Source organism: Dyella sp. SG562 (assembly GCF_011759495.1).
GTDB lineage: Bacteria > Pseudomonadota > Gammaproteobacteria > Xanthomonadales > Rhodanobacteraceae > Dyella_D > Dyella_D marensis.
Genome location: NZ_JAAOYS010000010.1, coordinates 153,867 through 179,911 on the forward strand (window position 1 = coordinate 153,867; position 26,045 = coordinate 179,911).

Consider the following 26,045-nt stretch of genomic DNA (forward strand, 5'->3'; position numbering starts at 1 on the left):
TTCCCATGTCCCTCGCCCAACAGCGCCTGTGGTTCCTGCACAAGCTCGAAGGCCCCAGCACCACCTTCAACGTGCCCCTGGCCTTGCACCTGGAAGGCGAGCTGGACGCGGACGCCTTGCAGGCGGCGGTGCGGGACGTGATCGTCCGGCACGAGGTCCTGCGCACCATCTTCCGCGAAGCGAACGGCGTGGGCGAGCAGGTCGTGCTCGATCCCGCCGCGGTCGAACTGACCTTCGAGCGGAGCGATGCCACTGAGGCAACGCTGGCGCAGTCGGCAAGGGCGTTCTCCGAATACCGCTTCGACCTGACCCGGGATATCCCGCTGCGCGCCGCGCTGTTCCGGGTGGCGCCGCGCCGCCACACGCTGGTGCTGCTGGTCCAGCACATCGCCAGCGACGGCTGGTCCTGGGCGCCCTTGATGGAAGACCTGAGCATCGCCTACGCCGCCCGGCGCCGCGGCGCCGCAGCGGATCAGCCGCCGCTGCCGGTGCAGTACGCCGACTACGCGCTGTGGCAGCAGGAGTGGATGGCGCAGGAATCCGATCCGGACAGCGACATCGCGCGGCAGCTGGCGTTCTGGAAAGACAAGCTGGTCGGGCTTCCCGAGCAGACCGGCCTGGTGCCGGATCGCCCGCGCCCGGGCAGGACCGTCCATGCCGGCGACAGCGTCGAGGTCGACTTCGGTCCCGCCGTGCTGCGCGACCTGCACGAACTGGCGAGCCGGCACCGCTGCAGCCTGTTCATGGTGCTGCACGCGCTGGTCGCCGCGCTGTTGACCCGGCTCGGCGGCGGCACCGATCTGCCCATCGGCACCTCGGTGGCCGGGCGCCATGACGAGGCCTTGAACAACCTGGTGGGCTTCTTCGTCAACCTGCTGGTATTGCGCACCGATACCTCCGGCGATCCCTCCTTCCATCAGCTGCTCGATCGGGTGCGCGAAACGGACCTGGCGATCTATTCACACCAGGAGGTGCCGTTCGAGCGCCTGGTCAACATGGTCAATCCCTTGCGCCAGTCGTCGCAGCATCCCTTGTTCCAGGTGGCGATGGTGCTGCAGAACAACCGCAACGCCAGTCTTGCGATGCCGGACCTGGCGGTGCGTACGGAATTCCTGCCGCTGGGCACCGCCAAGTACGACCTGACGTTCGAGTTCATCGAGCAGTCGGACGCGGATGGAAGCGCGCACGGACTGTCCTGCAGCATCGAATACATGGTCGATCTCTACGACCGCGCCACCATCGAGGGCTATGCCGAAAAGCTGGCTCGCCTGATCGCCACGGTGACGAAGCAGCCGGACCTGCCCCTGAGCCGTGTCGACCTGCTCGGCGAAGAAGAACGCGACCGCCTGCTGAACCAGTGGAACCGCACCGCCCGGCCGATGCCGCCAGGCACCCTGCCCGACCTGTTCGCGGCGCAAGCAGCGCGCGATCCCGACGCCGTCGTTGCATCCGACGGCGAACGCACGCTCAGCTACGGCCAGCTCGATCGCCGCGCCAACCAGCTCGCGCATTACCTGCGCGGCCTGGGTGTCGGCCCGGACGTGCTGGTGGGGCTGTGCATGGAGCGTTCGCTGGACCTGCTGGTAGCCATGCTCGCCATCGTCAAGGCCGGCGGCGCCTATCTGTCGCTGGACCCGGAGCATCCCGCCGAACGGCTCGCCGCCATACTCAACGAAAGCATGGCGCCCATCGTGCTCACCGAGGCGGCGTTGCGCGATCGGCTGCCGGCGCACTGGGGCTTGATGCTGGTCCTGGACGAGCAAGCGGCGGAGATCGATGCGCAACCGGAGCTGGCGCCGCCGCACGGGTTGCAGGACGAGCATCTGGCTTACGCCACCTACACCTCGGGATCGACCGGCGCCCCCAAGGGCATCGTCGTCACGCAGCGCAACGTGATCGACCTGGCGTTCGATCACCGCTGGCAGGACGGCGGCGAGCGGCGCCTGCTGCTGCATGCGCCACTGGCGTTCGACGCTTCCACCTTCGAGATCTGGGTGCCGCTGCTGCGCGGCTGGCGCATCGTCGTCGCTCCGCGCGGCAAGCTCGGCGCGCGGGAGCTGGCGCGCGCGGTCGTGGCGGGCGGGATCACCGATCTATGGGTCACCGCTGGCCTGTTCCACCTGATGGTCGACGAGGACGTGGCAGCCTTCGCCGGCCTGCGGCGGGTCATCTCCGGCGGCGAAGTCTTGTCGCCGCCGCACGTCGCCAGGCTGCTGGCGGCGTGTCCGCGGCTGACCATGTGCAACGCCTACGGCCCGACTGAAACGACCACGTTCGCCACCCTGCACCCCATGCGCGCCGGATCGCAACCGGCCGGCAGCCTGCCCATCGGCACGCCGCTCGACAACATGCGCGCCTGCGTGCTCGACAGCGCCTTGCAGCTGGCGTCGGTCGGCCAGGTGGGCGAGCTGTACCTCGGCGGGTCCGGCCTGGCCCGCGGCTATCTGTCGCGTCCCGCGCTGACCGCGGAGCGCTTCGTGGCCGATCCGTTCCATGCCGGCGAGCGCCTGTACCGCACCGGCGATCTGGTGCGCTGGCGCGCCGACGGCACGCTGGATTTCGTCGGACGCGCCGACCGCCAAGTGAAGCTGCGCGGCTTCCGCATCGAACCGGTGGAGATCGAAGCGGCCCTGCTGGCCCAGCCTGGCGTGCGGCAGGCGGCGGTGGTGGTGCGTGAGGACCGGCCCGGACAGAAGCAATTGGTGGCCTACCTCGTCGGCGCACCGGACCGCACGCTGGACACCGCCGCCCTGCGCCGGGCGCTTGGCGAGCGCCTGCCCGCCTACATGGTGCCGGCTGCGCTCGTGCCGCTGCCCGCGCTGCCGCTCACCGCCAACGGCAAGCTCGATCACCGCGCCCTGCCCGCGCCGGACTTCGACCGCGCGCAGGCACGCGCGCCAGGCACGCCGCAGGAACAGGCGCTGGCGGGCCTGTTCGCCGAAGTGCTGGGCCTGCACCAGGTCGGCGTGGACGACAGCTTCTTCGAACTGGGCGGCCATTCCCTGCTGGCGGCGCGCCTGATCTCGCGCATCCGCAGCGTCATGAGCGCCGAGGTCCCGCTGGCCGATATTTTCGACGCGCCGACGGTCGCCCAGCTCGCCGCGCGCATGGAAACGGCGCGCCGTCCTGCCCGCGCGCCGCTGCGCCCCATGCGCGCCACGGAATCCCCCTCATGATCCCCTTGTCGTACGCCCAGCAACGGCTCTGGTTCCTGCAGCAGCTGCAAGGCCCGAACACCTTGTTCAACGTGCCGCTGCTGCTGAAGCTGCGCGGCGCGCTGCGCGCGGATGCGCTGCAGGCGGCGCTGGACGACGTGGCGAGCCGGCATGAAAGCCTGCGCACCGTCTTCGCCGACGTCGAAGGCGTGGGCCGGCAGATCGTGCGCGAAGCCGCACAGGCCCGGGTTCCGTTCGAGCTGCGCGAGGTCGATGCCGGCGCGCTGGAAGCCGCGCAATGCGAGGCGGCCGGGCACGTCTTCGACCTGGCCACGGAAATCCCCATCCGCGCGACCTTGTTCCGGCTGGGGCCGGACGAGCACGTTTTGCTGCTGCTGTTGCATCACATCGCCAGCGATGGCAGCTCGCTCGCGCCGCTCACCGGCGACCTGGCGGCCGCCTACGCGGCGCGCTGCCGCGGCCAGGCGCCGGCCTGGGCGCCGCTGCCGGTGCAGTACGCGGATTACAGCCTGTGGCAACGCGAATGGATGAACGAAGCGCGCGATCCGGCCAGCAGCGTGGCGCGCGAGATCGACTATTGGACATCGGCGCTGGCCGGCCTGCCGGAACAGCTGACGATCGCCGCCGACCGGCCGCGTCCCGCGCATGCCAGCCACCGCGGGGCGAGCGTGGTTTTCAAAATCCCCGCGCCGGTGCACCGCCGTCTGCGCGAGCTGGCCCGCGAAACCCAGGCCAGCCTGTTCATGGCACTGCATGCCGCGGTGGCGGCGCTGCTGTCCTTGCATGGCGCGGGCGACGATCTGCCGATCGGAACGTCCGTCGCCGGCCGCGACGACGAAGCGATGGAGGCGATGGTCGGCCTGTTCGTCAACCTGCTGGTGCTGCGCACGGACATCTCGGGCCAGCCGGGTTTGCGCGAACTGATCCGCCGCGTACGCGCTGTCGATCTCGCCGCCTTTTCCCATCAGGCGCTGCCCTTCGAGCGCGTCGTCGAGCTGGTCAATCCGCAGCGCACGCAGGGCGCGCACCCTTTGTTCCAGGTCGCGCTGGTGCTCAACAACAATGCCGCCGCGGCGAGCGCTTTCGCGGACTTGCAGTTGACCCTCGATTTCATGCACGTGGCCGTCGCCAAGTACGACCTGGGCTTCGGCTTCGTCGAGGAGTTCGACGCCGATGGCGCGCCCGCGGGGCTGGGCTGCGACCTGGAATACGCGCTCGACCTGTACGAACCGGATACCGCGCAACGCCTGGTCGACCGGTTTCTGCGTCTGCTGTCGGCAGCGACCGCGCAACCGGATCTGCCGCTGGACCGGATCGACCTGCTCGAGGCATCCGAGCGCCTGCATGTGCTGGAGCACTGGAACGCGACGGCGCACGACGTGCCCGCGGACAATCTGGCCGATGCCTTTGCCGCCGTCGCCACGCGCACACCCGATGCCGTCGCGATGCGTGCCGGCGATCGGACGATGACGTACGGCGAGCTCGACGCGGACGCCAACCGTCTCGCGCACCACCTGCAATCGCTGGGCGTGGGGCCGGATGTGCTGGTGGGTTTGTGCCTGGAGCGTTCGCCCGAACTGCTGACGGCCACCCTGGCCATCGTCAAGGCGGGCGCCGCCTATCTGCCGCTGGATCCGGATTACCCCGCCGAACGCCTGACGCAGATGCTGGGCGAGAGCATGGCGCCGGTGCTGGTCACGCAGGCGGATCTGCTCGACCGGCTGCCCACGCACTGGGGTGCGCTGGTCGTGCTGGAGGAAGAAGCCGAAGCGATCGCGCAGCAGCCGCGGACCGCTCCAATGCACACCTTGCAGCCGGCCCATCTGGCCTATGCGATGTACACCTCCGGCTCGACCGGCCTGCCCAAGGGCATCGCGGTCACGCATCGCAACGTGCTGGACCTGGCCCTGGACCGGCGCTGGCAGGACGATCGCCAGCAGCGCGTGCTGCTGCACTCGCCGCAGGTCTTCGACGCGTCCACCTACGAAATCTGGGTGCCGCTGTTGAGCGGACGCCAGATCGTGGTCGCCCCGCCCGGCAAGACCGATATCGACGCCTTGGCGCGCACCATCGTGGACGGACAGGTCACGGCGCTGTTCCTGACCACGGCGCTGTTTCGCCTTATCGCCGACATGCCGGACTGCCTGGCTGGCGTACGCACGCTATGGAGCGGGGGCGAGGCGGCATCGACGCAAGCCTTCGAGAAAGTGATGAAGGCCTGCCCGCACGCAAGGATCGTGCACGTCTACGGTCCAACCGAGACCACGACCTTCGCAACCTGCCATGCGCTGCCGCCGCTCTGGCAGGCCGATGGTGGCGTGCCCATCGGCGCGCCGATGGACAACACGCGCGCCTACGTGCTGGATCGCCGGCTGCGCCCGGTTCCGATCGGCGTGCCCGGAGAGCTCTACCTGGCCGGCTCGGGACTCGCGCGCGGCTATCTGCGGCGTCCCGCCTTGACCGCCGAGCGCTTCGTGGCCGACCCCTATGGCCCGCCGGGCGGCCGCCTGTACCGCACCGGCGATCTGGTGCGCTGGCGCGCCGATGGCCAGTTCGTTTTCGTCGGCCGTATCGATGCGCAGGTGAAGATCCGTGGTTTCCGGATCGAGCCGGGCGAGATCGAGGCGGCGCTGCGCGAGCAGGCCGGAGTGGCTCAGGCGGTGGTCGTGGCGCGCGAAGACCAGCCCGGGCACAAGCGCCTGGTCGGCTATGTGGTGGCCGCCGCGGGCCAGGCGCCCGATCCTGCCGCGCTGCGCCGCCAGCTCGGCGCGCGCTTGCCCGAGTACATGGTGCCGGCGGCGGTCGTGCTGCTGGAGGCGCTGCCGCTCACCCACAACGGCAAGCTCGATCACAAGTCGTTGCCCGCACCGGATTTCGTTCCGGCCGGACGCCGCGAACCGCGCACCGCGCAAGAGGTTCTGCTGGCGCGACTGTTCGCCGACATCCTGGGCCTGGAACAGGTCGGCATGGATGAAAGCTTCTTCGATCTGGGCGGTGATTCGATCCTGGCGATACAGCTGAAGGCGCGTGCGCAGAACGCGGGCGTCGCCTTCGATCTGGCGCATCTGTTCGATCATCAGAGCGTCGCCAGGCTGGCGGCGATCGCCACTTTCCCGGTGGACGGGCAGGCGCGCCCGGTGGAGGCGTTCGAACTCATTGCCGAAGCGGATCGCCAGCTCGTCCCCGAACACATCGAGGACGCCTACCCGCTCAGCCAGGTGCAGGCGGGCATGGTGTTCTACAACCGCTACGACACCGCTTCGTCGCTCTATCACGTGGTCTTCTGCGCCTCGATGCGCCTGCCTTTCGACGCGGCGGCGATGCGCGGCGTGCTCGATGAACTGGCCCTGCGCCATGAGGTGCTGCGCACCAGCTACGACTTCGATCGCTACAGCGTGCCCTTGCAGCTGGTGCATCGATCCGCCAGCGTGCCGCTGGCCGTCGACGACTTGCGCGGCCTGGATGAAGCGGAGCGGGAAGCGGCGTTCGACCGGTGGTGCGGACAGGAATCGCGCAATCCTTTCGACGTCCACGAGCCGCCCCTGCTGCGTGTGTTCGTGCATCGCATGACCGACGCGGAATTCCGCTTCACCCTCAGCTTCAATCACGCCGTCCTGGACGGGTGGAGCGATGCCAGCCTGGTGACCGAGTTCATGCAGCGCTACCAGGCCAGGCTGGAGAAACGCACGGTGCCCGCCGTGCCTCTGCCCATCAAATACCGCGACTACATCGCGCTGGAGCTCCAGGCGATCGCCGCGGAGACCACGCAGCGCTTCTGGCGCGACATGCTGGCGGGCTATCGGCCGGTGGAGGCGCAGCGCAGCGTCCTGCCGGTGCGGGAAGACGCGTCCCACGCGCCGCCGGAACACTACGCCTTGATCGAAATATCGAACCGGACCTTCGAGGGCCTGGTCGACCTGGCCCAGCAAAGCCAGGTTCCGCTGAAGACGATTTTGCTGTCCGCCCACATGGCCGCGCTGAGCGCGCTGACCGGCAGCCGCGACGTGGCGACGGCGATCGTCACCCATGGCCGCCCCGAGGCGGTCGATGCCGAAAAGCTGATCGGCCTGTTCCTCAATGCGGTGTTCCTGCGCATGCGCATCGGCAGCACCAGCTGGCGCGGCCTGATCCGGGACGTGATGGAGGCGGAGAGCCGCCTGTTCCCGCATCGGCGCTATCCGCTGCCCACGATCCTGCGCGACAGCGGCCTGAAGAACGGGATCGGCGTCATCTTCAACTACATCCATTTCCACGTTTACGACCAGCTCAACGAACTGGGCAAGAAGCTCGACGTAGGCAGCGGCGAGGGACATTCGGCCTTCCCGCTGGGCATGGATTTCCAGCGCGACGCAAACGGAATCACCGCCACGGTCACCGGCCATGGCCATCTCTACGACCTGGCCACGCTGCAGCGCTACGCGGATGGCTATGCCGGGGTGCTGAAGACGATGGCCGAGGCGCCGGACGCGCCCGTGGGGACGCGCAGCCTGCTCGACGACGAGGAAACTGCTCGCATCCTTGGCGCATGGTCGGCCGCCACGCGCGCGGTTCCCGGCGCATCGATGCCGGCGGGCCTGCGCGCGGAGAAGGTTCGCGCCTATATCCTCGACGGCACGCTGCAGCCGGTGCCGGCGGGCGTGACGGGCGCCCTGTATCTCGCCGGAGACGGCATCGAAAGCCATCACGCCGGTTCGCCCGCCGCGACGGCTTGCCGCTTCATCGCCCATCCGTTCGCCGCTGGCCGCCGCCTGTACCGGACCGGGGAGCTTGCCTATTGGTCGGCGGACGGCACGCCGGTGCTCCAGGCACCCGCCGGGCGCCCGGCGCCGGGCGCGGATTCCGCCATCGACATCGAGCGGATCGACGCCCTGCTGTGCGCGCATCCGGCGATCGCGCACGCGTCGAGCGTGCTGCGCGAGGACGAGCCCGGACGCAAGCAGCTGGTGTCGTACGTCGTCACCGGGCCCGGCCAGTCCGTGGATGCGGATGAGCTTCGGGGCCGCGTGAGCCGGCTGCTTCCGGCCTATGTCGCCTCGACCCTCGTCATCACGGCGCCGCAGCCGTCCGCCGTGCGTGGCGCGCGCCTGGAGCAGGAGACTTCCATGCTGTGGTAGCGGCGACCTGGCGGCGGAGGTCGCAGGATGCGTCCCGGCTCTGCGCATGCAGCACGGTGCCGGCATTTCAACCCGGAATGAGTGTCAGCCGATGGGTGGTGAACATGAAAAAGTTCAGCCGTTATTGCCGATCGATCCTCTTCACGCCCGCCCTGGTGGCCGAGCGATCGGTCAAGGCCGATGCGACGGATGCCGATATCGCCCTGATCGACCTCGAGGACTCCGTCGCCGCGATCCATAAGGCCGAGGCCAGGAACCGCGCCGTGGCGTTCTTCTCCAGGCCCTCGATCACGGCGTGCCGTCGCGCGGTAAGGATCAACAATCTGGGCAGCGCCGATGGATTGCTCGATCTGCTGGCACTGTGCGGGTGCCCGTACAAGCCCGACGTGGTGATGGTGCCCAAGGTCGAGTCGCCGCGCGATCTGGAGATCGCCGGCAGCCTGCTGGGCGGCGGCGTCGAACTGATGGCGATCATCGAGACGCCACTGGGCATCGAAAACATCTCCGCCACGGTATCCACGCGGGCACGCCTGACCGCGACGATCTTCGGCGCCGCCGATTTCGCGCTCACCACCGGCACGTCGATCGATTGGCACTCGCAGCACTACGCGCGCTCGCGCCTGGTCACCGCTACGCGCGGCGCCGGCCTGCATCCCCTCGAATCGCCCTGGTTCGACGTTCGCGACACGGACGGCATGGTGACCGCGGCCAGACGCGCCCGCGAGCTTGGCTACGGCGGCATGGCCGCGGTGCATCCGTGCCAGGTGCCGGTGATCAACGAGATTTTCTCCCCGAGCCAGGACGACATCGATCGTGCAAGGCGCCTGGTCGCCGCGAGCGCCAGCGACGGCAGCGGCATCTGCCTGATCGACGGGGTCGCCGTCGGCGCGCCATTCATCGAATCCGCCCGGCGCCTGCTGCAGGAGTTCGACGCGCCGCGGCCGATGGCCAAGGACCGTTACGCGGAGCCAGCGAACATGGGCCGGGCATGAATGGCCTGACGCGCAGGATCCCGTTGGAGGAAGCCGCCGCGTCCGCGGCGCCGTATGTGGTTTCCGACATCGCGCCGTTGCGGCGCGTGATCGTCAATGCGCCATCGCCCACCGACTATCACCTTGAGGTCGCGACCGGCAATTTCCTGCACTACAACCCGCCGCCGGTGGAGGCCGCGCGTCAGCACGCGCAACTCGAACGCCTGCTCGCAGCCTCCGGCGCGGAAGTGCTGTCGATGGAGCGGCTGCTGGACGAGGCGATCGAGGAAGCCCGCGGCAAAGGGCAGTTCGCGACCTGGCTGCGCGCCTCCCTGCCCCGCCTCGCGCCCTGGGCCGGTTCGGCGACTGGCGCCACGCTGCTGGCCCGCGCCGGGCAGGTGCAGTTCCAGACCGATGCCGAGGGCATCTACCGGCATATCGTCGACCATCGCCTCGGGCTTGCCTTCACCCGCGACCTGGCGGTGATGACGCCGCGCGGATGGATACTGGGCAACTTCATCTCGCCGTCGCGGCGGGGCGAGGCGGCGCTCATGCGGTTCGCGGCGGAATTCGCGCCCTCGCTGCGCCCATACCCCGTGCTGTTCGACGCCCTCGAAGCGGGGCTTTGCCTGGTGGGCGGCGACCTGCAGGTCGTCGACGAGCGGACCTTGCTGGCAGGCGTGGGCCATTGCACGGATCCGCGCGTTGCCCCGCTACTGGCCAGGCGGCTCGACATGGACGTGATCGCCGTGCGCATGCGCGGTAGCAGCACGGTGCGCTGGCAGCCGGACAGCAGCGTTCTGACGCATATGTTCCTGCACCTGGACAGCTGCTTCACGCGCGTGGACACCCGGCTCGCGGTCGCGCTGCCCTATTTCCTCGAAGCTGCATATGCGGATCGCGATCCGCTGACCCGGTTTCTGAAAGGCCTGCTGGTGGAGCCCACCGTCGACGCCGCACAGACGGACGCCGCCATCGCCAGCCTCGCGGGCATCGGATGGGTGCGCCGCTACCGCGCCGGCAGCGGCGATGTGGACGACAGCTGCGAAGGGATGAAGCTGGTCGACCTGGTCCGCACCTGGGGCTGGCAGGTGGACTTCGTCGGCGGCGCCGCCACGGACGCTCTCGACATGGAGCATTTCTTCCGTGTGGTGCTCGCCGAGCACGACAAGCAAGCGTCGAATCTGGTGGCTACCGCGCCCGGCCGGGTGCTCGCGTATGCCGATGCGCCGCGCACCCATGCGGCGCTGCAAGCCCGCGGCGTCGACGTGCAGACCTTCGATGGCCGCGATCTCTGGCCGTGGTGGGGCGGGCCGCACTGCCTGACCTTGCCGCTGGAGCGCGGATGAGCCGCTCCGTGCATCCCTTTCCCTTCGCACCGGCGTATCGCCGATCCCCATCAGCCAGGAAACCGCCATGAACCAGAGCGAGTCGAACGACATCGTCGGACCGCATCATTATCGCAATGCCGAAGCCATGCTCGCGCATGGCGAGCGGGTGTGGCTGCGCGCGGCCGATAGCGGATTGCTCAATATCCAGGTCGACCACGAGTCCAACGATCGCCTGATCGTGCGCGACACCGGGCACGAGTTCACCTTGTTGTGCTCCTGCTCGTACCTGGGCCTGAACCACCACCCGAAGATCATCGAGGGCGCGGTGTCCGCGCTGCGCAAGGCCGGGACCACGGGCCTGTCGATCGCGGAAGTGCGCGTGCGGCTGAAGCTGCTGGTCGAGCTGGAGGAAAGCCTGCGCGATCTCTACGGCGCGCCCGCGCTGCCCGGCGTGAGCTGCAGCGTGCTCACCGCCGGAATCCTGCCGCTGATTGCCTCCGGACACATCGGCGGCGGCAGCGGCCCGCGGGTGATGGTGTTCGACCGCTTCTGCCACTTCTCGATGGCCTACATCAAGCCGATCTGCGGCGACGAAGCCCTGGTGCTGAATTGCCCGCACAACGACCTGAACTACCTGGAAGACATCTGCAAGAAATACCCGCGCGTGGCCTACGTCGCCGACGGCGCCTATTCCATGGGCGGGCGCACCGCGCTGGAGGGCTTGCTCGATTTGCAGGACCGCTACGGGCTGTTCCTCTATTTCGACGACTCCCATGCGCTGTCGATCGAGGGGCCGCGCGGCGAGGGCTATATCCGTTCCAGGATGGACATGAATCCCCTGACCATGATCGTGGGCTCCCTGGCCAAGGCGTTCGGCGCCTCGGGCGGCGTGGCCATGCTCGGCAGCGAGCGCGATTTCCAGTTCCTGTATCGCAATGCAGGTCCGGTGACCTGGTCGCAGAATATGGACGTGGCCGCGGTAGGCGCCTGCCTCGCCAGCGCCGAGCTGCACCGCACGGCGGAACTCGGCCAGCTGCAGGCGAAGCTGCAGCGGAACATCGATGTGTTCGATCAACGCTTCCCTACCCGCTTCGCGGGCAACGGCCTGCCGATCCGCCTGATCGACGTGGGCGACGAGGATCTGGCGGTGCGCCTGTCCGAACAGCTTTACCTCGCCGGCTACTACTGCTCGGCGGTGTTCTTCCCGATCGTCGCGCGGGGTGCGGCCGGCGTGCGGGTGATGCTGCGCGCCGATCTGGAAGCCGATCGCCTGGATCATTTCTGCGACGCCGTCGAATCGCTGATGGCCAGCGCATGAGTGCCATACCGTCAGAACAGCAGCCATCAGGAGAGCAGCCGTACATGGATCGAGACGATCGTTTGTGGGGTTACCGGGCTGTCGGCGAGAACCGTTATCGCGAGGTCATCGGCTTCTGCTACGACGACTTCCGCCCGGGCGATGTATTCGAGCACCGTCCGGGACGCACGCTGGCCGAATCGGACAATCTGTTGATGGCCGGGTTCAGCATGAATCCTTCGCCGCTGCACATCGATGCCGAATATTGCGCGCATACGCCGTGGAAACGGCCGCTGATGTCCAGCCTGGTCACTTTCAGCATCGTCTGCGGCATGAGTGTGCGCAGCACCAGCGGCCGCGCGCTGGCCAACCTGGGCTGGGACAAGGTGCGCCTCACCCACCCCGTCTTCGCGGGCGACACCATCTATGCGGAGAGCGAGATCCTGGCCAAGCGGCTTTCGGAAACGCGGCCGGGCGCAGGCATCGTCAGCTGCCGGACGCGGGGGCTGCTGTCCACGGGCGAAGTCTTCCTCACCTTCGAGCGCAGCTTCCTGGTGCCGACGCGCGGCCAGGAGACCGAAGACCATGCGGGGTACTGAGCGGATGCTGGCGATGGTCTACGAAGGCGCCGGCGGTCCGGAGGTGATCGCGCGGCGCGAACTACCCATGCCGGTGTGTGCGCCGGACATGCTGCTGGTGAAAGTGCATGCCAGCGCCCTCAACCGGGCCGACGTGCTGCAACGCGAAGGCGAATACGAGATACCTGCCGGGCAATCGACTATTCCGGGCGTGGAAATCGCGGGCACGGTGGAAGCCTGGGGCGAGAACGTGTCCGGTTTCTCACACGGCCAGCGCGTCTACGGCGTGGTGGAAGGCGGCGGCTGCGCCGAGTTCTGCCTGCTGGACCGCCTTATGGCCAACCCGATTTCCGACGGGATCGGTTTCGAAGAGGCCGCGGCGACGGCCGAGTCCTTTCTGACCTGCAACGAAACCCTGTTCGAACTCGGCGGACTGGCGCCGGGCGACAGTGTGCTTATCCATGCCGGCGCTAGCGGCATCGGCACCACCGCGCTGCGGATGGCCCTGCACATTGGCGCACGGCCGATCTGCACGGTCGGCTCCCCGGCCAAGGCCGAGGCGCTGCGCGGGCTCGGCGCCGCGGACGTCATCGAATACAGGAAACAGGATTTCCTCGCCGAGGTGCTGCGCCTGACCGGCGGCGCGGGTGTTGCGCTGGTGCTGGATTTCGTCGGCGGTGCGTATCTGGAGCGCAACCTGCGCGCGCTGCGCCTGGGCGGGTGCATGGTCTCGGCGGGGCTGCTCGACGGCCTGTCGGCGGACATCGACCTGCTGCTGCTGGTGGAGCGCCGCCTGCAGATCAAAGGTTCGTCGCTGCGGCTGCGCCCGATGGCCGAAAAGCGCGGCGTGAACGCGCGCTTCCGCGAGCGCTGGCTCAAGCCCCTGCAGCAGGGCGAGATAAGCCCCGTCATCCACGCCACCTATCCGCTCGCCGATCTCGCACTGGCCCAGCACGAGATGGAAGAGAACCGCAATATCGGCAAGATCGTGCTGGCGGTGCGCGATACGGAAGGAACATCGCTGCTGTGAGCCGCGCCATCCGCTGCACCCGATCCCGGCCTGCCGTTCGCCGCGCCCTTGCCTGCGATCCGATTTCTGTCATGGAGAAAGCATGAACGCCACCGCTGCCGACCACGACCTGGTCTACCTTGCACCCGATACCAAGCTCGAGCCGCTGGTCTTCCGCTGGTATGCCTGGGGCCATCTGGTCGCGCCGGTGCAACTGGCTTTGTCGCTGGCGTTTCGCCACCTGCCGATGCTGAAATCGTTCATCGCCAATCCGGCGGTGCACGAGGCGGCGAGAAAGAACCCGAAAATGCTCGGCGGTTCTTTTCTGGAGCTGAGCCAGCGAGACGTACCGGCCGTGCGCGCCTTGCAGCAGGACATCCTGGCGCGCGGCGCGGACCTGCTCGGCTTCGCCGAAGACCTGATCAAGCTGGATCGCCAGCTCCAGCAGAGCGAAACCGGTTTCAGCCTGGACCACCATTACGACGCGCTGCCCGCATCGCTCGCCGGCCTGGTGGAGGCCAGCTACGACCTCAATCACCATCCTTCGCTGCGCGTGTTCGAGGAATTGATCTACCGGGGCGAACTGGCCGGCACCGCGGCGCAGGAAATCGCCTTCTGCAAGACGCCGGACGCGCAGCGCAACTTCTTTATCAACACGCCGCGGCTGGACGGCGAGGATCGCTTCGTCGTGCCGCTGCCGTTCGACAGCGCCTCGTACGATCTGGTCTCCCGAAGCCGGCTCTCGCCGGTTCCGTTCGGCGCCATCGCCGATGCGCTGGGCGTCGCCGACGATGCCGCGCGCACGCGGCTGCGCGGCTATTTCGCGCAAACGCCGCCGCCGCGCAACGAACCGAATTTCGCCGGCGAAGGCGTGCGCGTGCGCTACTTCGGACACGCCTGCGTGCTGGTGCAGAGTGCCGAGGTGTCGGTGCTGATCGATCCGTTCCTGGCCTGGGACGATGGCGACGACGGCCGGCTTACGTTCCACGACCTGCCGGACCGCATCGACTACGTGTTCCTTACCCATAATCATCAGGACCATTTCAGCGTCGAGACGCTGCTGCAGCTGCGCGGCCGCATCGGCACGATCCTGGTGCCACGCAACAACGCCAACAGCCTGGCCGATCCGTCGATGAAACTCGCACTGCAGGCCATCGGCCAGCCGCGCGTGCAGGTACTCGACGCGATGGAGCGCGTGGCGATTCCCGGCGGCCACCTCACCGCCTTGCCCTTCTACGGCGAGCACGCCGACCTGAGCATCGCCAGCAAGCACGGCCTGCATGTGGACCTGCAGGGCCGGACGCTGATGTTCCTGGCGGACTCCGATGGCAAGGATCGGGCGCTTTACCGGCGCATCGTGCAGCGGCTGGGTAAGGTCGACACTTTGTTTATCGGCATGGAGTGCGATGGTGCGCCGCTTACCTGGCTGTACGGTCCTTACCTGAGCCAGCCGATCAGCCGCAAGGACGATGATTCGCGGCGTTTGTCAGGGTCTGGCAGCGAGAACGCCTGGAGGATCGTGGAGGAAATCGGCTGCAAGACGGCTTATGTCTACGCGATGGGACAGGAGCCATGGCTGCGATTCGTGGCTGGACTGGAATACACGCCGCAGAGCAAGCAGATGGTCGAGTCGGACAAGTTCATCGGCCGCTGCCGCGAAGCCGGACTGGCGGCGGAACGGCTGTGCGGATCGCGGACGATGCGGATGTGAGCATGGAGGGGGCGAGGTTTCGGTGCGCGGAACACTGTTCTTCGCACCGAAACCTTTTACTTCACCGATTCCGAGCCAAAGCCAGGGCACGGTACTGGACGGCGCGCTCCTCAGTGAAAGCTGCTGCCGGCATCCTGGTTATAAGGCGCAGCCTGCCATTCCGCCGGCGTCAGGCTTTGGCCCTGGTCCTCCACCATGAACTGCCACGGACCCACGTACGTGTTGCCGCTGAATACGTTGGCCTGGTTGAAGGTGATGGCTTGCTCAATCACATCGCCCTGGTACGGCGACCATGACGGATAGGTTCCCCAGTTCGAAAGCAGGCCCTGCCAGCCGCATCCGTTATCCGCCGTGCAATTCGAGCCGATATTCGAAGGATTGAAGCTGAAGGTATTGCCCGTCACCTGGATGTTCTGGCTTTTCCAGCGGCAATCCGAATAGTACGGGGCCTTGTCGATCGTGCCCGCCACGCAGGTCGACAGATTCACCACGGCGGGATTGACCAGCGTGCAGTCGCCGCTGCTGGTATTGGCGGGCGAATTGCAGAAGCGGTCCGCGTTCTCCCAGATCACGACGCCCGACCAGTTGTCGGTGAAGGTGTTGCCCGTGATCGTGATGGTCTGGTAGCGGGCCGGAACACGGGCGTCTCCACCGCTCTCGGAGAGGTAAATGGCGCTCGTCGGAAAGCCAGGGTTGTCCGGTCCGGCCGTATGGGCGGTTCGCAGGAACGTATTGTTCTTGATCAGTGCGTTGTAGGACGTCTCGTAAATAATGCCCGAGTTCTCCTCATCGCTGAAAACATTGTTCTCGATATCGAAGTCGTTGTTGTTGGTGTCCGCCCACAGCCCCGGGCCTTCATGGTTGTGGTGAAACCAGTTGTTGGTGATGGCCGCCTTGTTCGTTGCCCAGAACTTGCCCCCTCCGGTGCAACCGCACCCGGGGCTGGCCGTCTCCCAGCGATAGGTGTTGTTGTATGAAATCTCGTTGTGATCGATGACGACATTCGAGACGCCGTCCGGCTCGTAGGCGCTGAAGCCGTATTGCCCGTTGCCGGTCAGGCAATTGTATTTCAGGGTGTTGGAGCTGCCGACGAACACGCCGGCCCCGGCATTGCCTTGCACGGTGTTGTACTGGATCGTCCAGCCGTGGCCGGCATCGTGATTGACGACGCCTTCGTTGTTGTTCGCGTCCGCGGCCCCGAAGTTCTGGATGGTCAGATGTTCGATGGTGACGCCGGTGGCCTGGCCGGTGAAGGCATACAGATTGGTGTGCTGGCCATCCAGGACCGCCCCCGGCGCACCGATGAAAACGCTGTTGTCGGCGGGAATGATCTGGCTGTAAATGCCGGTGCCGAGCTTGTGGACTCCAGGAGCAAACCAGAAGACCTTTCCGGCCTGGCGGAAATTGAAGGAACTGTTATCGCCGGCCGGCACCGTGATGGCCCCTGCCGGTGGCGTTGACGGTCCATTCAAAATGGACGCGTCTCCGCAAACGGCCGTGGCGGCGGCCGCCTGTGAAAGGCGCGGTGCTGCGGTGCTTGCAACGTAAGGCTGCGCCATGGCGGATGCCGACAAAAAGACGGCTGTCAGCGCGGCGACATGGCCGGCCTTCCGTAAGGCGTCACGAAGGATCCTCATGCGTTCTCTCCTTGCGATGATGAGGCGACACGTCATGGCGACTGGCGCCAAGGGAGGCGCGACTATCGCGCAAACCTTCGCCAGTGAAATGCGATTGGCTGCACAGTGCGCCGCCATCTTTCACCGTCAAGGGAACAGAGCGATAAGCGTGGGATGAAACCCATCCATGCGTGGCCTTATATCGCCGGGTGAAACCCGCGTGCATTGGGTAACGCGAGCGGCGGCTGTTTCAGAGCACCCACCCTTCCCGGTATTCACGCCGCAGAAACGCATTGGCAGCAGGCAGGTTGGTGATGCGCATGTTCGCCCCGTCGTATTCGATCCTGCCGCCCGCGCGAAGAGACACGACTCCCAACAGCATGACCTCCGTCAGCTGGGCAGCGTACGGGAATGGCGACGACGCCTCCGCCCTGCCCTTGCACGCATCCGCCCAATTCATCTCATGCGAAGTCTTGATGCGCGCGTACTTCTGCGGTGGCGTGCCCACCGAATCATGCAACGACTGCGGCAATAAACGCGGATTCGCGCCATAGGTCTCGTGGATAAGCGCACCCTTTTCGCCAACGTACAGCACGCCGCCGTCCTTGCTTATCTGCACCGTCCCCAAGGCCTTCACCGCCGGCGGCAGCAAGGCGCCGTCGTACCAGGTGAGCTTCACCGGCGGCCGGCTGCCGCGTGCGGGGAAGTCGTAATACGTCATCGTCGCCATGGGATACGACGCCTCGTTGAAGGGCGTCGAGACGGTTTCCACCGAGTTCGGAAAACCCAGGTCCAGCGACCAGAACGGGGAATCGATCAGGTGCGCGCCCATGTCCCCGATGGCGCCCACGCCCCAGTCCACCCAGCCGCGCCAGTTGAACGGGTGATACAGCGGGTGGTATTCGATGACGGGGCCGGGGCCGAGGAAGAGGTCCCACTCCAGCCCTTCCGGCTTCGGATAGTTGCCGGCCATGGCATTGGCGAGCCGGTCCATCACCGCGTCCTCGTTCCAGCTTGCATCGTCCGGCCGCGGCCTGGTCCGCGGACGCGGAATGCCCTGCGGCCAGTAGGCCAGCGGGCGATTGGTCCAGGCGTGGACTTCGCGGACTTCGCCGATCGCCCCTGCCGCGATGTACTCGTTGATCAGGCGGGCATCGTCGCTGGAGTGTCCCTGGTTGCCCATCTGCGTGACGAGCCTGGGATTTTCCTTCGCCTTCCTGGACAGCTCGCGGGCTTCGTAAATCGACCAGGTGAGCGGCTTCTGCAGATACACGTGCTTGCCATGACTCATCGCCGCGCTGGCGATCACCGCGTGCAGGTGATCCGGTGTTGCGATGACGACCGCGTCGATATCCTTCTGCTGTTCGAGCATCCGGCGGTAGTCGGTATAGCGCCTGGCGGCACTGAACTTGCCGGCAAGCAGCCGGGTCTGCTCGATCTCGTTCTGCAGCTCCAGGCGTTCCCTGGCGGTCTGGGCCCTGTCGAGGCGTGCCTGCGTTTTCCCCAGGCCGCCGACCATCCCGTGAAAGGACTTCTCCGTATAAGCCCAGTCCACATCGCACAGCGCGACGATGTTCTCGCCGGCAAGGGCACGCATATTGTGCAGACCCATGCCGCCGACACCGATGCCGGCGATGTTCAATCGATCGCTGGGCGCCATATGGCCAGGCCCGCCCAGCACGTGGCGGGGGACAATCATCAGCCCGGCCGCGGCCATGGCTGTGCCTGTAAGGAATTCGCGGCGGGACATCTTGCCGCTTGCTTCCGTACCCCCGGAGGCTCCCCCGATGCGGGAGCCCTGCTGCTCTTTCGCGACTTTCGATTCATCCGTCATGGGTGCTGCAACCCCGCGTGATATCGATATCCGATCCACAGCATTCTGGCTGCAACGTGATCAGAGGATCAAGGACGCACCGCACCCTTCGGCCATTACCTGCCTTGCCTGGCGTAATCCCCCGCCGCCGGACACGCATGCTGGACGACCTCGAGCCGCACGATGTCGTTGCGTGCCAGCACCTCGTCGCGGACATAGCCGACCTTGACCCTGGAATCGGCATGGACGATGCCGCCGCCAGGTTCGGTCGCGTGATAGCCCAGCCGGATTTCATCCGGCCCGTAATCGAACAGCTGCCCGCCCACGAACCATTGCTCCACGCCGGAATCGGCTTCGCTCGACGAGGCGAGCCCTGGATGGAACTGGTCGAGGCAACCTTCGACAGTGGCAAAGCGTCCGCTGAGCACCTGCTCCTTCAGCGCGGCGGCATGGCGCACCTCGTGCAGAAGCGCCCCGCACGCGCCCACCGTGATGGCCAGGGTAAGCAGGAGATAGAACCACGCGCCTTTTCGTCCGCTGCGGATCAGATACAGCATGAAACAGCTGCCGCCTATGCCGAGCACCACGAAGAGGAGGAAGAAGAAATAAGCCGGGCTGATCCGGCCGGGATGCTGGGCTAGATCGAAAACGTCCACGCACACGTCCTCTGTGTATCGCCGCACCATGACCGGACCTGGGCGAATCCGCAACGGCACCGGCTCGGCCGGCCGTTGCCGATCATGCCGTGGCCTCCCCGCTAATCGATTTATTCACGCCGCCGACACCCTGAGGTCACTGTTTTTTCGAACCGGCCTCGAAAGACCAGATTTCCGGCCCTAACCGACTCCATTGTTCCGTCCGGCTGGCATAGCTTCGCCAACGGCCTCCGATCTTCACGATCTGCGGCCGCGCAGGGAACGCCATCATCGAATGGATGCCTATCGTCTGGATCCTCACTGAAAAGGTAGCTGACATGAAGAAGAGCCTCTTTGCCATCAAGAACCTGTTCGAGCGTGAGAAGAGCCTGAAGGACTACGCCTGGTACATCTGGTTCTGAATGGCCGCGCTGCCTCGATGCCGTAGAGAGCGCAGCGTCATTTGATCCATCCGCGTCCGGCGTCGCCTCGGAAGATCGGGGCGCCGCCGGATGCTCCGCCGACCCTCGAGGCTCCCGACCGCATGTCATCGACCGCCAGGCACGTCCGCCCCACCGTCTTCGCTCCCCGCCTCCAGGCGCTCCTGCGCGATCACGCCGGCGACGATCTGTTCCGGCTGGATGCGAACACGGTCGGCGTCGCCGGTCCGGAGCTGATGGACCGCATCCTGAAGGCCAGGCCGGCGACCGAAACCGAGCGGCCGACCTTCAAGCCCTTGCTGGGTCGTTCCATTGCGCGTCCGGATGCCTTGAAGTCGATGCAGGCGATCGGGCGCGACGTGCGCGCCGCATTGAAGAAACCTTCGCCCGGCGACGTGGATCTCAGTGGTCCGTGGCCGCACGTCGGGCATGTCTATCTGCGCGACCTGATCCTGGGTGGCGACCCGCGCCGCCTGCGCTTCCTGATGGATCGCATCCTGGAGCTGACGCCCAAGCTGACCTGGGCGGTGATCACGGCCGGCGCGCTATGGCCGCTGCGCGCGGGGCCGCAAGCCTCCGCCATCGCCGCGGCGACGGCCGCGGCCGCCAGTTATCGCGAACGCCGCTACGCCATGGGCATGTACCGGCGCACCGCGGCGCCGGTGTGCTTCACCATCTCGACCCTGGTCGCCAACGCGCTCTGGCTGGGCGCGCCGTTCGACGACGCGGTATCGAACCGGCACGTGCTGTACGAAACGCTGCGGCTGCTGCCGCCGTCGTGGAACATCCTGCGCAACGCATCGCCCGAATACCCGGCGATCGATGCGCGCATCGGCCCCGCTGACGACGTGCTGATCCTGCCGCTGGTCAGCCACCGCGCTCCCGCCCTGTGGAGCGATCCGGACGAGTTCCTGCCGGAGCGCTGGGAACACCTGAATCCCGACGACCTGCCCGGCTACCTGCCCTTCGGCCACAAGTCCGAGCGTTGCTGGGGGCAGCATATGGTGCTGCCGCTGGCGGAAATGTTTCTGGATCTGCTGCGCAAGCAAGGGGTGACCGTGAGTCCGCAACAGAAGGTTGCCCAGGTGCCGCTTGCCGGCCTTCTTGGTGTGGCCGAGGTCCAGGTGGCGCCCCTGTAGCGCCGCTGCCAAGACGCCGTTTGTGCACGCGGCTCAGGCCGGAATCAGCCATCCGCCGAACAGCGGCCCGGCGGTGTCGCCATGCTGCGGCTCGATGCGGAACTTCAACGTGCCGTTGCGCGTCAGCGCCGGTGGCAAGGGGTAATCGCGATCCACGAAATCGATCACGTTGCCGCGCTCCACCTTCACCTCCACCGCCAGCTTGCCGTCGACCAGGATATTGAAGCGGCCCTTGTCGCTGCCCCAGAAACGCAAGCGCAGCGCCAGCGGCCGCTCGCTGCCCTTCATCTCGAACTCGACGAAACCCTTGCCGCGCACGTCGCGGCACTCCTTGCGCCGGTAGGCGCCGCCGAAGGAGGTGTCGCTGGCCAGCTTGTGCGCCTTCTCGGACGCCTCGTTGCCGAAGTGGATCATGTCCACCGCCCGGCTCTGCAAGGCGTCCTGGTCCGCCTTGGCCTGTTCCCGCCGCGCCGCTTCCTGTGTCCATTGCGCGGAGTCCATGCGCTTGAAGTACAGCGCGCTGCGGCGCTCGTACTGCGCAAAGAACGGCACGAAGGTCAGCCCTTGCGGGCGCGTAGTGCTGGCGAGAAAGCGTCCCGGCTGCGGCAAGGGAGTGAAGCCGGACAGCGGCGATGCATCCGCCACCAGCGCGGGATCGGGCTGGTCGTAAGCCTCGCTGACCGGGCCCAGATCCGCCACCAGCGCCAATGGGCCGCGCATCACCACGATGCTGTTCTCATCGCCCGCAGCATGCTCCAGCCGCAGCGGCATGTCGAACTCGACGTCGACCACGTCGCCGGCCTTCCAGCTGCGCGCGAGCACCAGATAGCCCTGCTCCGCCTTGGCGCCCTGCTCATGGCCGTTCACGCGCAGCTTGAAGCGCCCTTCGCTCCATGCCGGCACGCGCAGCAGCAGGCGCCTGGGCGCGCCGGCATCCGCCCGGTCGATCTGCAGCCGCACCTTGCCGTTGTCCGGCACGCCGCTGTCCAGCTGCAGCGCGATGCCGCCTTCCTGCCAGTCCAGCGCGGAGGAGATATACAGATTGACGTAGAGCGAGCGCTCGTCGTGCCAGTAGATCGAATCGCCGAACTGCGCATGCGCCTCCAGCCCGGTGCCCACGCAGCACCAGAACGAATCGAACTTGTCGGAGAAGGCGCGCTCGCCGCCGGTGATCATCGGCATCATGTAGGCGAACATGCCGGTCTCGGCATGCTGGGCCGCCATGGTGTGGTTGTGCAGGGTGCGCTCGTAGTAATCGAAGTAGCGGGCCTGCGGCGTCCACTGGTACAGGTGCCGCGTGAGCTTGAGCATGTTGTAGCTGTTGCAGTGCTCGCAGGTCTGCTCGGTGAGGAAGGAGGAGATCGTGTCCGGCTGCTGGAAATACTCGCGGTCGGCATTGCCGCCGATCACGTAGCTGTAGTGCGTGACCACGGTTTCCCAGAAGAAGCGCGCCGCGGCGGCGGCATCGATGTCGCCGGCAACTTCGAACCGGCGCGCCTCGCCGATGAACTTGGGCACCTGGGTATTGGCGTGCCGGTGCGGCAGGTCGTCCTTGCCGGCGATGGCGGGGTCGACGACCTTCTCGTGGCGCAGCCGCTTGCCGACCGCGATCCAGCGCGGGTTGCCGGTGCGCGCGCCCAGCTCGATGTACGACTCGTTGAAGCCGCCGAACTCGCTGTCCAGCAGCTGCTGGAGCTGCGTGTGGTCGAGTGCGTCGAAGACACCGGCGAAATAGGCGGCCGCTTTCTCCAGCACCTCCAGCGCCTGCCGGCTGCCCGCCAGCGCATGCGCATCGAGCAGGCCGGCGAACAGCTTGTGCTCGGTGTAGAGCGGCGACCAGCTGCCGTTGAGGTTGAAGGCGCTGCCCTTGATGACGCCGCGGCGCACTTCCTCGAACACGATCTTGCCGCCCTCTACCCGGCCTTGCTCGTCCTTGCGCGTGAAGCCGCCGACGTAGCCGTCCTTATCTTGCGCCTGGGCCCGCGCCAGTTCGGACACGATGTAGTCGATGCGCTTCTTCGCTTCCGTATCGCCGGTCTGCCCATGCAGCAGTGCCAGCGCGCTGAGGTAATGGCCCAGCGTGTGGCCCGCGATGGTGTCGCCTTCCCAGCCGCCATAAACCGCGCCCTTGGGCGGCAGGCCGGCGTACTGCAGGAAGTTGTGCAGCAGGCGGTCCGGCTCCAGTTCGAACAGATAGCGCCGGTTGGTGGCCAGCGAATCCAGGAACAGCGACGGCTTCAGCCGCACCGCCTGCAGGGGCACCGCCGCCACCCGGCCCGGCGTGGAGGCAGCGGCTTCCAGCGGGAATTTCAGGAAGCCGGCGGCCACGGCCAGCGCGCTCCATTGCATGAAGCGGCGGCGCGACGGGTCCGTCGCCGATGGCGCGGCGCGATGCTGTGCTCCAGCGGAAAGCGGCTTCCTGGTCATGCGGCAACTCCGGAATACGGTGAAACGGACTGGCGGACTATCGAATGGATCGCCGGCGGCGTCTTGACCTTATTGCGCATCGCGGCGCTCGCCGGCACCGGCCGCGGCGGACGGCGGGCACTGCGGTGCATGGTCGCCGGCGCCAAGGCGGCCTGCCCGAAAAACCTGTGGTTTCCGGCGCTATCGGACGGCCTTCGGCGCCGGCCGCCATGCGCCATCGCGGCGGCATTCCCGATGCCGGCACGGGGGTGGCGCTGTGCCGATATCCGCACCGGCGGGATGGTCGGCCGGAACGCGGGGCCGGCCGGCCGGACTCACAGCGGACGCACCCCGTGCAGCGCGAAACCGCCCGCCACGCTGCGCAGCGGATTGCGCAGCGGCGCGCCCAGCGCCGGCAACTCGATCTCGAAGACGTCGCCGGGCTGGGCTCGCACGTCATCGGCGAAGCTCAATGTGGCGGTGCCGAAGAAATGCAGATGGACGTCGCCCGGACGGCGGTGCGCGGCGTACTTGAAGTGGTGGTATTCGAGATTGGCCAGCGAGTGGCACATATTCGCCTCGCCGGTGAGAAAAGGTTTTTCCCACAGCACGCGCTCGCCGCGGCGGATGCGGCTGGAGCCGCGCAGGTCGGCCGGCAGTTCGCCGGTGCGCAGCTCCGGCCCGACCGCGCAGGCGCGCAGCTTGGAATGCGCCAGATAGAGATAGTTCTGGCGTTCGGTGACGTGGTCGGAGAACTCGTTGCCGATGGCAAAGCCCAGGCGGTGCGGCGTGCCGTCCGGGCCGATCAGGTACAGCCCGACCAGTTCCGGCTCCTCGCCGCCGTCGAGCGCGAAGTCCGGCGACGCCAGCGCCTGGCCCGGCGCGGCCACGATGCTGCCGTCGCCCTTGTAGAACCATTCCGGCTGCGCGCCCGGCGTATCGCCTTGCGGCACGCCGCCTTCCACGCCCCACTGGAACATGCGCATCGAGTCGGTCAGCGCGCCGGCCTCGGCCTTCTGCTTGAGGTTCTGGTGCATGGCGTCGCGCGCGGCGGCGCTGCCCAGGTGGGTGAGACCGGTGCCGGTGACGCGGCAATGCGCGGGGTCCGGATGGTGCAGCGGGATGAGCACGCGTTCCTGCGCCAGCAGCGGCGCGTATTCGAGCCGCGTTTCGCCGTGGTGCGTCGCGGCCTGCGCGTCGAGGCTGCGCCCGCTCTGGATGGCGAGGGTCGCCAGCGCATAGGTCGAATCCACGCCATCCAGCAGACGAACCTGCGAACCCTGCACATCGACCACGCCCACTCGCGCGGCGCCGGCATCGTCAAGCAACTGGATCAAGCGCATCGTTTCGCATCCCCGCGGGCGCAAAGCCGCCCCGATAAACCTTGGACCCGCACGCTCCCGGTGCGCCGGACCCTGACCTTGCTGATCGTGCACGCGGAATCGATATACGACAAATAGATATTTCGTCGTAACCTATATGAAATCCATTATCAAAAGCCCGCCATGCGCCCCACTCCCTGGTTCGTCCGCGCGCGCCTGAAGACCCGCCAGCTGATGCTGCTGGTCGCGATCGAGGAGGAAGGCAATATCCATCGCGCCGCCGAGGTGCTGAACATGTCCCAGCCGGCGGCGTCCAAGCTGCTCAAGGACCTGGAAGACATGCTGGGCGTGCCGCTGTTCGAACGGCTGCCGCGCGGCATGCGGCCGACCTGGTACGGCGAAAGCATGATCCGCCACGCCCGCATCGCGCTCGCCGGCCTGAGCGCGGCCGGCACCGAGATCGAGTCGCTGAAGGCCGGGCGCGCCGGCGCCGTCGCCATCGGCGCAATCGCTGGCGCGGCGGTCAGCCTGCTGCCCAAGGCACTGGCGCGGATCTCGCAGGCGCATCCGGACCTGCGCGTGTCCCTGCTGGTGGAGAGCAGCGACGTGCTGCTGGAGCGGCTGGAACAGAACCGGCTGGACCTGATGGTGGGGCGCCTGTTCGCCGGCCACGACAATCGCAACCTGCATTACCAGGCGCTGGCCGAGGAAGAAGTCTGCGCCATCGCGCGGCCGAAGCATCCGGTCTTCGAGCTGCCCGCTCCCAACCTCGAAGACCTCGCCAAGGCGGCCTGGATCGTGCCGCCGGAAGGCAGCGTGCTGCGCCACCGTTTCGAGCTGATGTTCCGCAGCGCGGGCCTGCCGGCGCCCGCGCGGGTGATCGGCACCGCCGCGGTGCTGTTCCTGACCACGATGCTGCAGGAGAGCGACTACCTGGCGGTGGTGCCGCAAGACGTCGCCCGGCATTACGCCGAACACGGGATGGTGCGGATCGTGCCGCTGGAGCTGTCGTGCCGGATGGATTCGTTCGGGATCATCACGCGCACCGATTGGCTGCTGTCGCCGGGGGCAAGGACGGTGCTGGAGGCGTTGGGTGAGGTGGCGGCGGAGGTTTATGGCTAGTCGCGAAGCACCGCACTTCTCCCTCTCCCCGCTGGGGAGAGGGCGGGGTGAGGGGCGGGTGCACGCGGCGGCGCTTATAGAGACGAAAGTGCTTGCGCCGGCTCGCATGGAAAGTCGATGGCCTGGCTGACGTCGGATTGGCGGTTTCGCTCCGTAGGGCCCCTCACCCCGGCCCTCTCCCCGGCGGGGAGAGGGGGATGACGGGCGAGGCGAAAATCGAGCGAAGAGCTCGCGGCGCAGCCGCGGCGTTCCGCTTGTGGGCTTTTGCTTTTGATCTACCGGGTCCCCTTGGCGCCGGCGGTGAGGGCTGGACGATCAGGCCCCGCAGGGGGCGAGGACAGGAGTCCTCGCCTTTTTGATCAGGG

At 67.2% G+C, this 26,045-nt stretch carries 16 protein-coding genes; 11 read left to right on the forward strand and 5 right to left on the reverse strand.

Going from position 1 to position 26,045, the window contains the following annotated elements; all coding sequences use genetic code 11:
• Window positions 1-5: 5 nt before the first annotated feature.
• The 8 genes from FHW84_RS17910 to FHW84_RS17945 all read left to right on the forward strand — a co-directional run bounded on the left by FHW84_RS17910 (window position 6) and on the right by FHW84_RS17945 (window position 15,187).
• Window positions 6-3,176: a non-ribosomal peptide synthetase gene (locus FHW84_RS17910; RefSeq protein WP_167257347.1), complete on the forward strand. Its 3,171-nt coding sequence runs from the start codon at window positions 6-8 to the stop codon at window positions 3,174-3,176.
• Window positions 3,173-8,290 carry a non-ribosomal peptide synthetase gene (locus FHW84_RS17915; RefSeq protein ID WP_167257348.1) on the forward strand — a complete coding sequence of 1,706 codons (5,118 nt, stop codon included), beginning with the start codon at window positions 3,173-3,175 and terminating at the stop codon, window positions 8,288-8,290. The genes FHW84_RS17910 and FHW84_RS17915 overlap by 4 nt, the downstream gene beginning before the upstream one ends.
• A 104-nt stretch (window positions 8,291-8,394) precedes the next feature.
• Window positions 8,395-9,282, forward strand: a complete 888-nt coding sequence (locus tag FHW84_RS17920) for a CoA ester lyase (protein ID WP_167257349.1) — start codon at window positions 8,395-8,397, stop codon at window positions 9,280-9,282.
• Entirely contained in the window at window positions 9,279-10,610 is a 1,332-nt protein-coding gene (locus tag FHW84_RS17925; RefSeq protein ID WP_167257350.1) for an arginine deiminase family protein, read from the forward strand. The genes FHW84_RS17920 and FHW84_RS17925 overlap by 4 nt, the downstream gene beginning before the upstream one ends.
• Window positions 10,611-10,677: 67 nt before the next feature.
• On the forward strand, window positions 10,678-11,910 hold the full coding sequence (locus FHW84_RS17930) for an aminotransferase class I/II-fold pyridoxal phosphate-dependent enzyme (protein WP_167257351.1): 1,233 nt from the start codon (window positions 10,678-10,680) through the stop codon (window positions 11,908-11,910).
• Window positions 11,911-11,954: 44 nt separating this feature from the next.
• The gene (locus tag FHW84_RS17935) at window positions 11,955-12,488 is read left to right on the forward strand and encodes a MaoC family dehydratase (RefSeq protein ID WP_167257352.1); all 534 of its coding nucleotides are present in this window, start codon (window positions 11,955-11,957) and stop codon (window positions 12,486-12,488) included.
• Window positions 12,475-13,497 (forward strand): NAD(P)H-quinone oxidoreductase, encoded by a 1,023-nt coding sequence (locus FHW84_RS17940; protein ID WP_208399855.1) that lies wholly within the window; start codon window positions 12,475-12,477, stop codon window positions 13,495-13,497. The genes FHW84_RS17935 and FHW84_RS17940 overlap by 14 nt, the downstream gene beginning before the upstream one ends.
• Before the next feature lie 82 nt (window positions 13,498-13,579).
• Entirely contained in the window at window positions 13,580-15,187 is a 1,608-nt protein-coding gene (locus tag FHW84_RS17945) for an MBL fold metallo-hydrolase (RefSeq protein WP_167257353.1), read from the forward strand.
• Between the two features lie 110 nt (window positions 15,188-15,297).
• On the opposite strand, the gene FHW84_RS17950 is transcribed toward FHW84_RS17945, so the two are convergent.
• The 3 genes from FHW84_RS17950 to FHW84_RS17960 form a co-directional block, all read right to left on the reverse strand.
• Window positions 15,298-16,824 carry a right-handed parallel beta-helix repeat-containing protein gene (locus FHW84_RS17950; RefSeq protein WP_208399856.1) on the reverse strand — a complete coding sequence of 509 codons (1,527 nt, stop codon included), beginning with the start codon at window positions 16,822-16,824 and terminating at the stop codon, window positions 15,298-15,300.
• Between the two features lie 229 nt (window positions 16,825-17,053).
• Window positions 17,054-18,637, reverse strand: coding sequence for a Gfo/Idh/MocA family oxidoreductase (locus tag FHW84_RS17955; RefSeq protein WP_167257354.1), 1,584 nt, complete (start codon window positions 18,635-18,637; stop codon window positions 17,054-17,056).
• Window positions 18,638-18,732: 95 nt separating this feature from the next.
• Window positions 18,733-19,272, reverse strand: a complete 540-nt coding sequence (locus FHW84_RS17960; protein ID WP_167257355.1) for a hypothetical protein — start codon at window positions 19,270-19,272, stop codon at window positions 18,733-18,735.
• A gap of 278 nt (window positions 19,273-19,550) precedes the next feature.
• On the opposite strand from FHW84_RS17960, the gene FHW84_RS23325 reads away from it, so the two are divergent.
• Both FHW84_RS23325 and FHW84_RS17965 read left to right on the forward strand, forming a co-directional pair.
• Complete coding sequence (locus FHW84_RS23325; protein ID WP_214570649.1) at window positions 19,551-19,673, forward strand: tryptorubin family RiPP precursor; 123 nt, start codon at window positions 19,551-19,553, stop codon at window positions 19,671-19,673.
• Between the two features lie 122 nt (window positions 19,674-19,795).
• Complete coding sequence (locus tag FHW84_RS17965) at window positions 19,796-20,830, forward strand: cytochrome P450 (RefSeq protein WP_167257356.1); 1,035 nt, start codon at window positions 19,796-19,798, stop codon at window positions 20,828-20,830.
• A 33-nt stretch (window positions 20,831-20,863) separates the two neighbouring features.
• On the opposite strand, the gene FHW84_RS17970 is transcribed toward FHW84_RS17965, so the two are convergent.
• Together FHW84_RS17970 and araD1 are read right to left on the reverse strand one after the other, a co-directional pair.
• Complete coding sequence (locus FHW84_RS17970; protein ID WP_167257357.1) at window positions 20,864-23,257, reverse strand: glycoside hydrolase family 127 protein; 2,394 nt, start codon at window positions 23,255-23,257, stop codon at window positions 20,864-20,866.
• A gap of 314 nt (window positions 23,258-23,571) precedes the next feature.
• Complete coding sequence (gene araD1, locus FHW84_RS17975; protein WP_167257358.1) at window positions 23,572-24,579, reverse strand: AraD1 family protein; 1,008 nt, start codon at window positions 24,577-24,579, stop codon at window positions 23,572-23,574.
• Window positions 24,580-24,741: 162 nt separating this feature from the next.
• On the opposite strand from araD1, the gene FHW84_RS17980 reads away from it, so the two are divergent.
• Complete coding sequence (locus FHW84_RS17980; RefSeq protein WP_243868177.1) at window positions 24,742-25,680, forward strand: LysR family transcriptional regulator; 939 nt, start codon at window positions 24,742-24,744, stop codon at window positions 25,678-25,680.
• Window positions 25,681-26,045: the final 365 nt, after the last annotated feature.

Coding starts and splice junctions, on each gene's coding strand:
- FHW84_RS17910 (WP_167257347.1), top strand. CDS start 6: ATGTCCCTCGCCCAACAGCGCCTGTGGTTCCTGCACAAGCTCGAAGGC.
- FHW84_RS17915 (WP_167257348.1), top strand. CDS start 3,173: ATGATCCCCTTGTCGTACGCCCAGCAACGGCTCTGGTTCCTGCAGCAG.
- FHW84_RS17980 (WP_243868177.1), top strand. CDS start 24,742: ATGCGCCCCACTCCCTGGTTCGTCCGCGCGCGCCTGAAGACCCGCCAG.
- FHW84_RS17945 (WP_167257353.1), top strand. CDS start 13,580: ATGAACGCCACCGCTGCCGACCACGACCTGGTCTACCTTGCACCCGAT.
- araD1 (WP_167257358.1), bottom strand. CDS start 24,579: ATGCGCTTGATCCAGTTGCTTGACGATGCCGGCGCCGCGCGAGTGGGC.
- FHW84_RS17950 (WP_208399856.1), bottom strand. CDS start 16,824: ATGAGGATCCTTCGTGACGCCTTACGGAAGGCCGGCCATGTCGCCGCG.
- FHW84_RS17970 (WP_167257357.1), bottom strand. CDS start 23,257: ATGACCAGGAAGCCGCTTTCCGCTGGAGCACAGCATCGCGCCGCGCCA.
- FHW84_RS17935 (WP_167257352.1), top strand. CDS start 11,955: ATGGATCGAGACGATCGTTTGTGGGGTTACCGGGCTGTCGGCGAGAAC.
- FHW84_RS17940 (WP_208399855.1), top strand. CDS start 12,475: ATGCGGGGTACTGAGCGGATGCTGGCGATGGTCTACGAAGGCGCCGGC.
- FHW84_RS17955 (WP_167257354.1), bottom strand. CDS start 18,637: ATGACGGATGAATCGAAAGTCGCGAAAGAGCAGCAGGGCTCCCGCATC.
- FHW84_RS17965 (WP_167257356.1), top strand. CDS start 19,796: ATGTCATCGACCGCCAGGCACGTCCGCCCCACCGTCTTCGCTCCCCGC.
- FHW84_RS17920 (WP_167257349.1), top strand. CDS start 8,395: ATGAAAAAGTTCAGCCGTTATTGCCGATCGATCCTCTTCACGCCCGCC.
- FHW84_RS17925 (WP_167257350.1), top strand. CDS start 9,279: ATGAATGGCCTGACGCGCAGGATCCCGTTGGAGGAAGCCGCCGCGTCC.
- FHW84_RS23325 (WP_214570649.1), top strand. CDS start 19,551: ATGCCTATCGTCTGGATCCTCACTGAAAAGGTAGCTGACATGAAGAAG.
- FHW84_RS17930 (WP_167257351.1), top strand. CDS start 10,678: ATGAACCAGAGCGAGTCGAACGACATCGTCGGACCGCATCATTATCGC.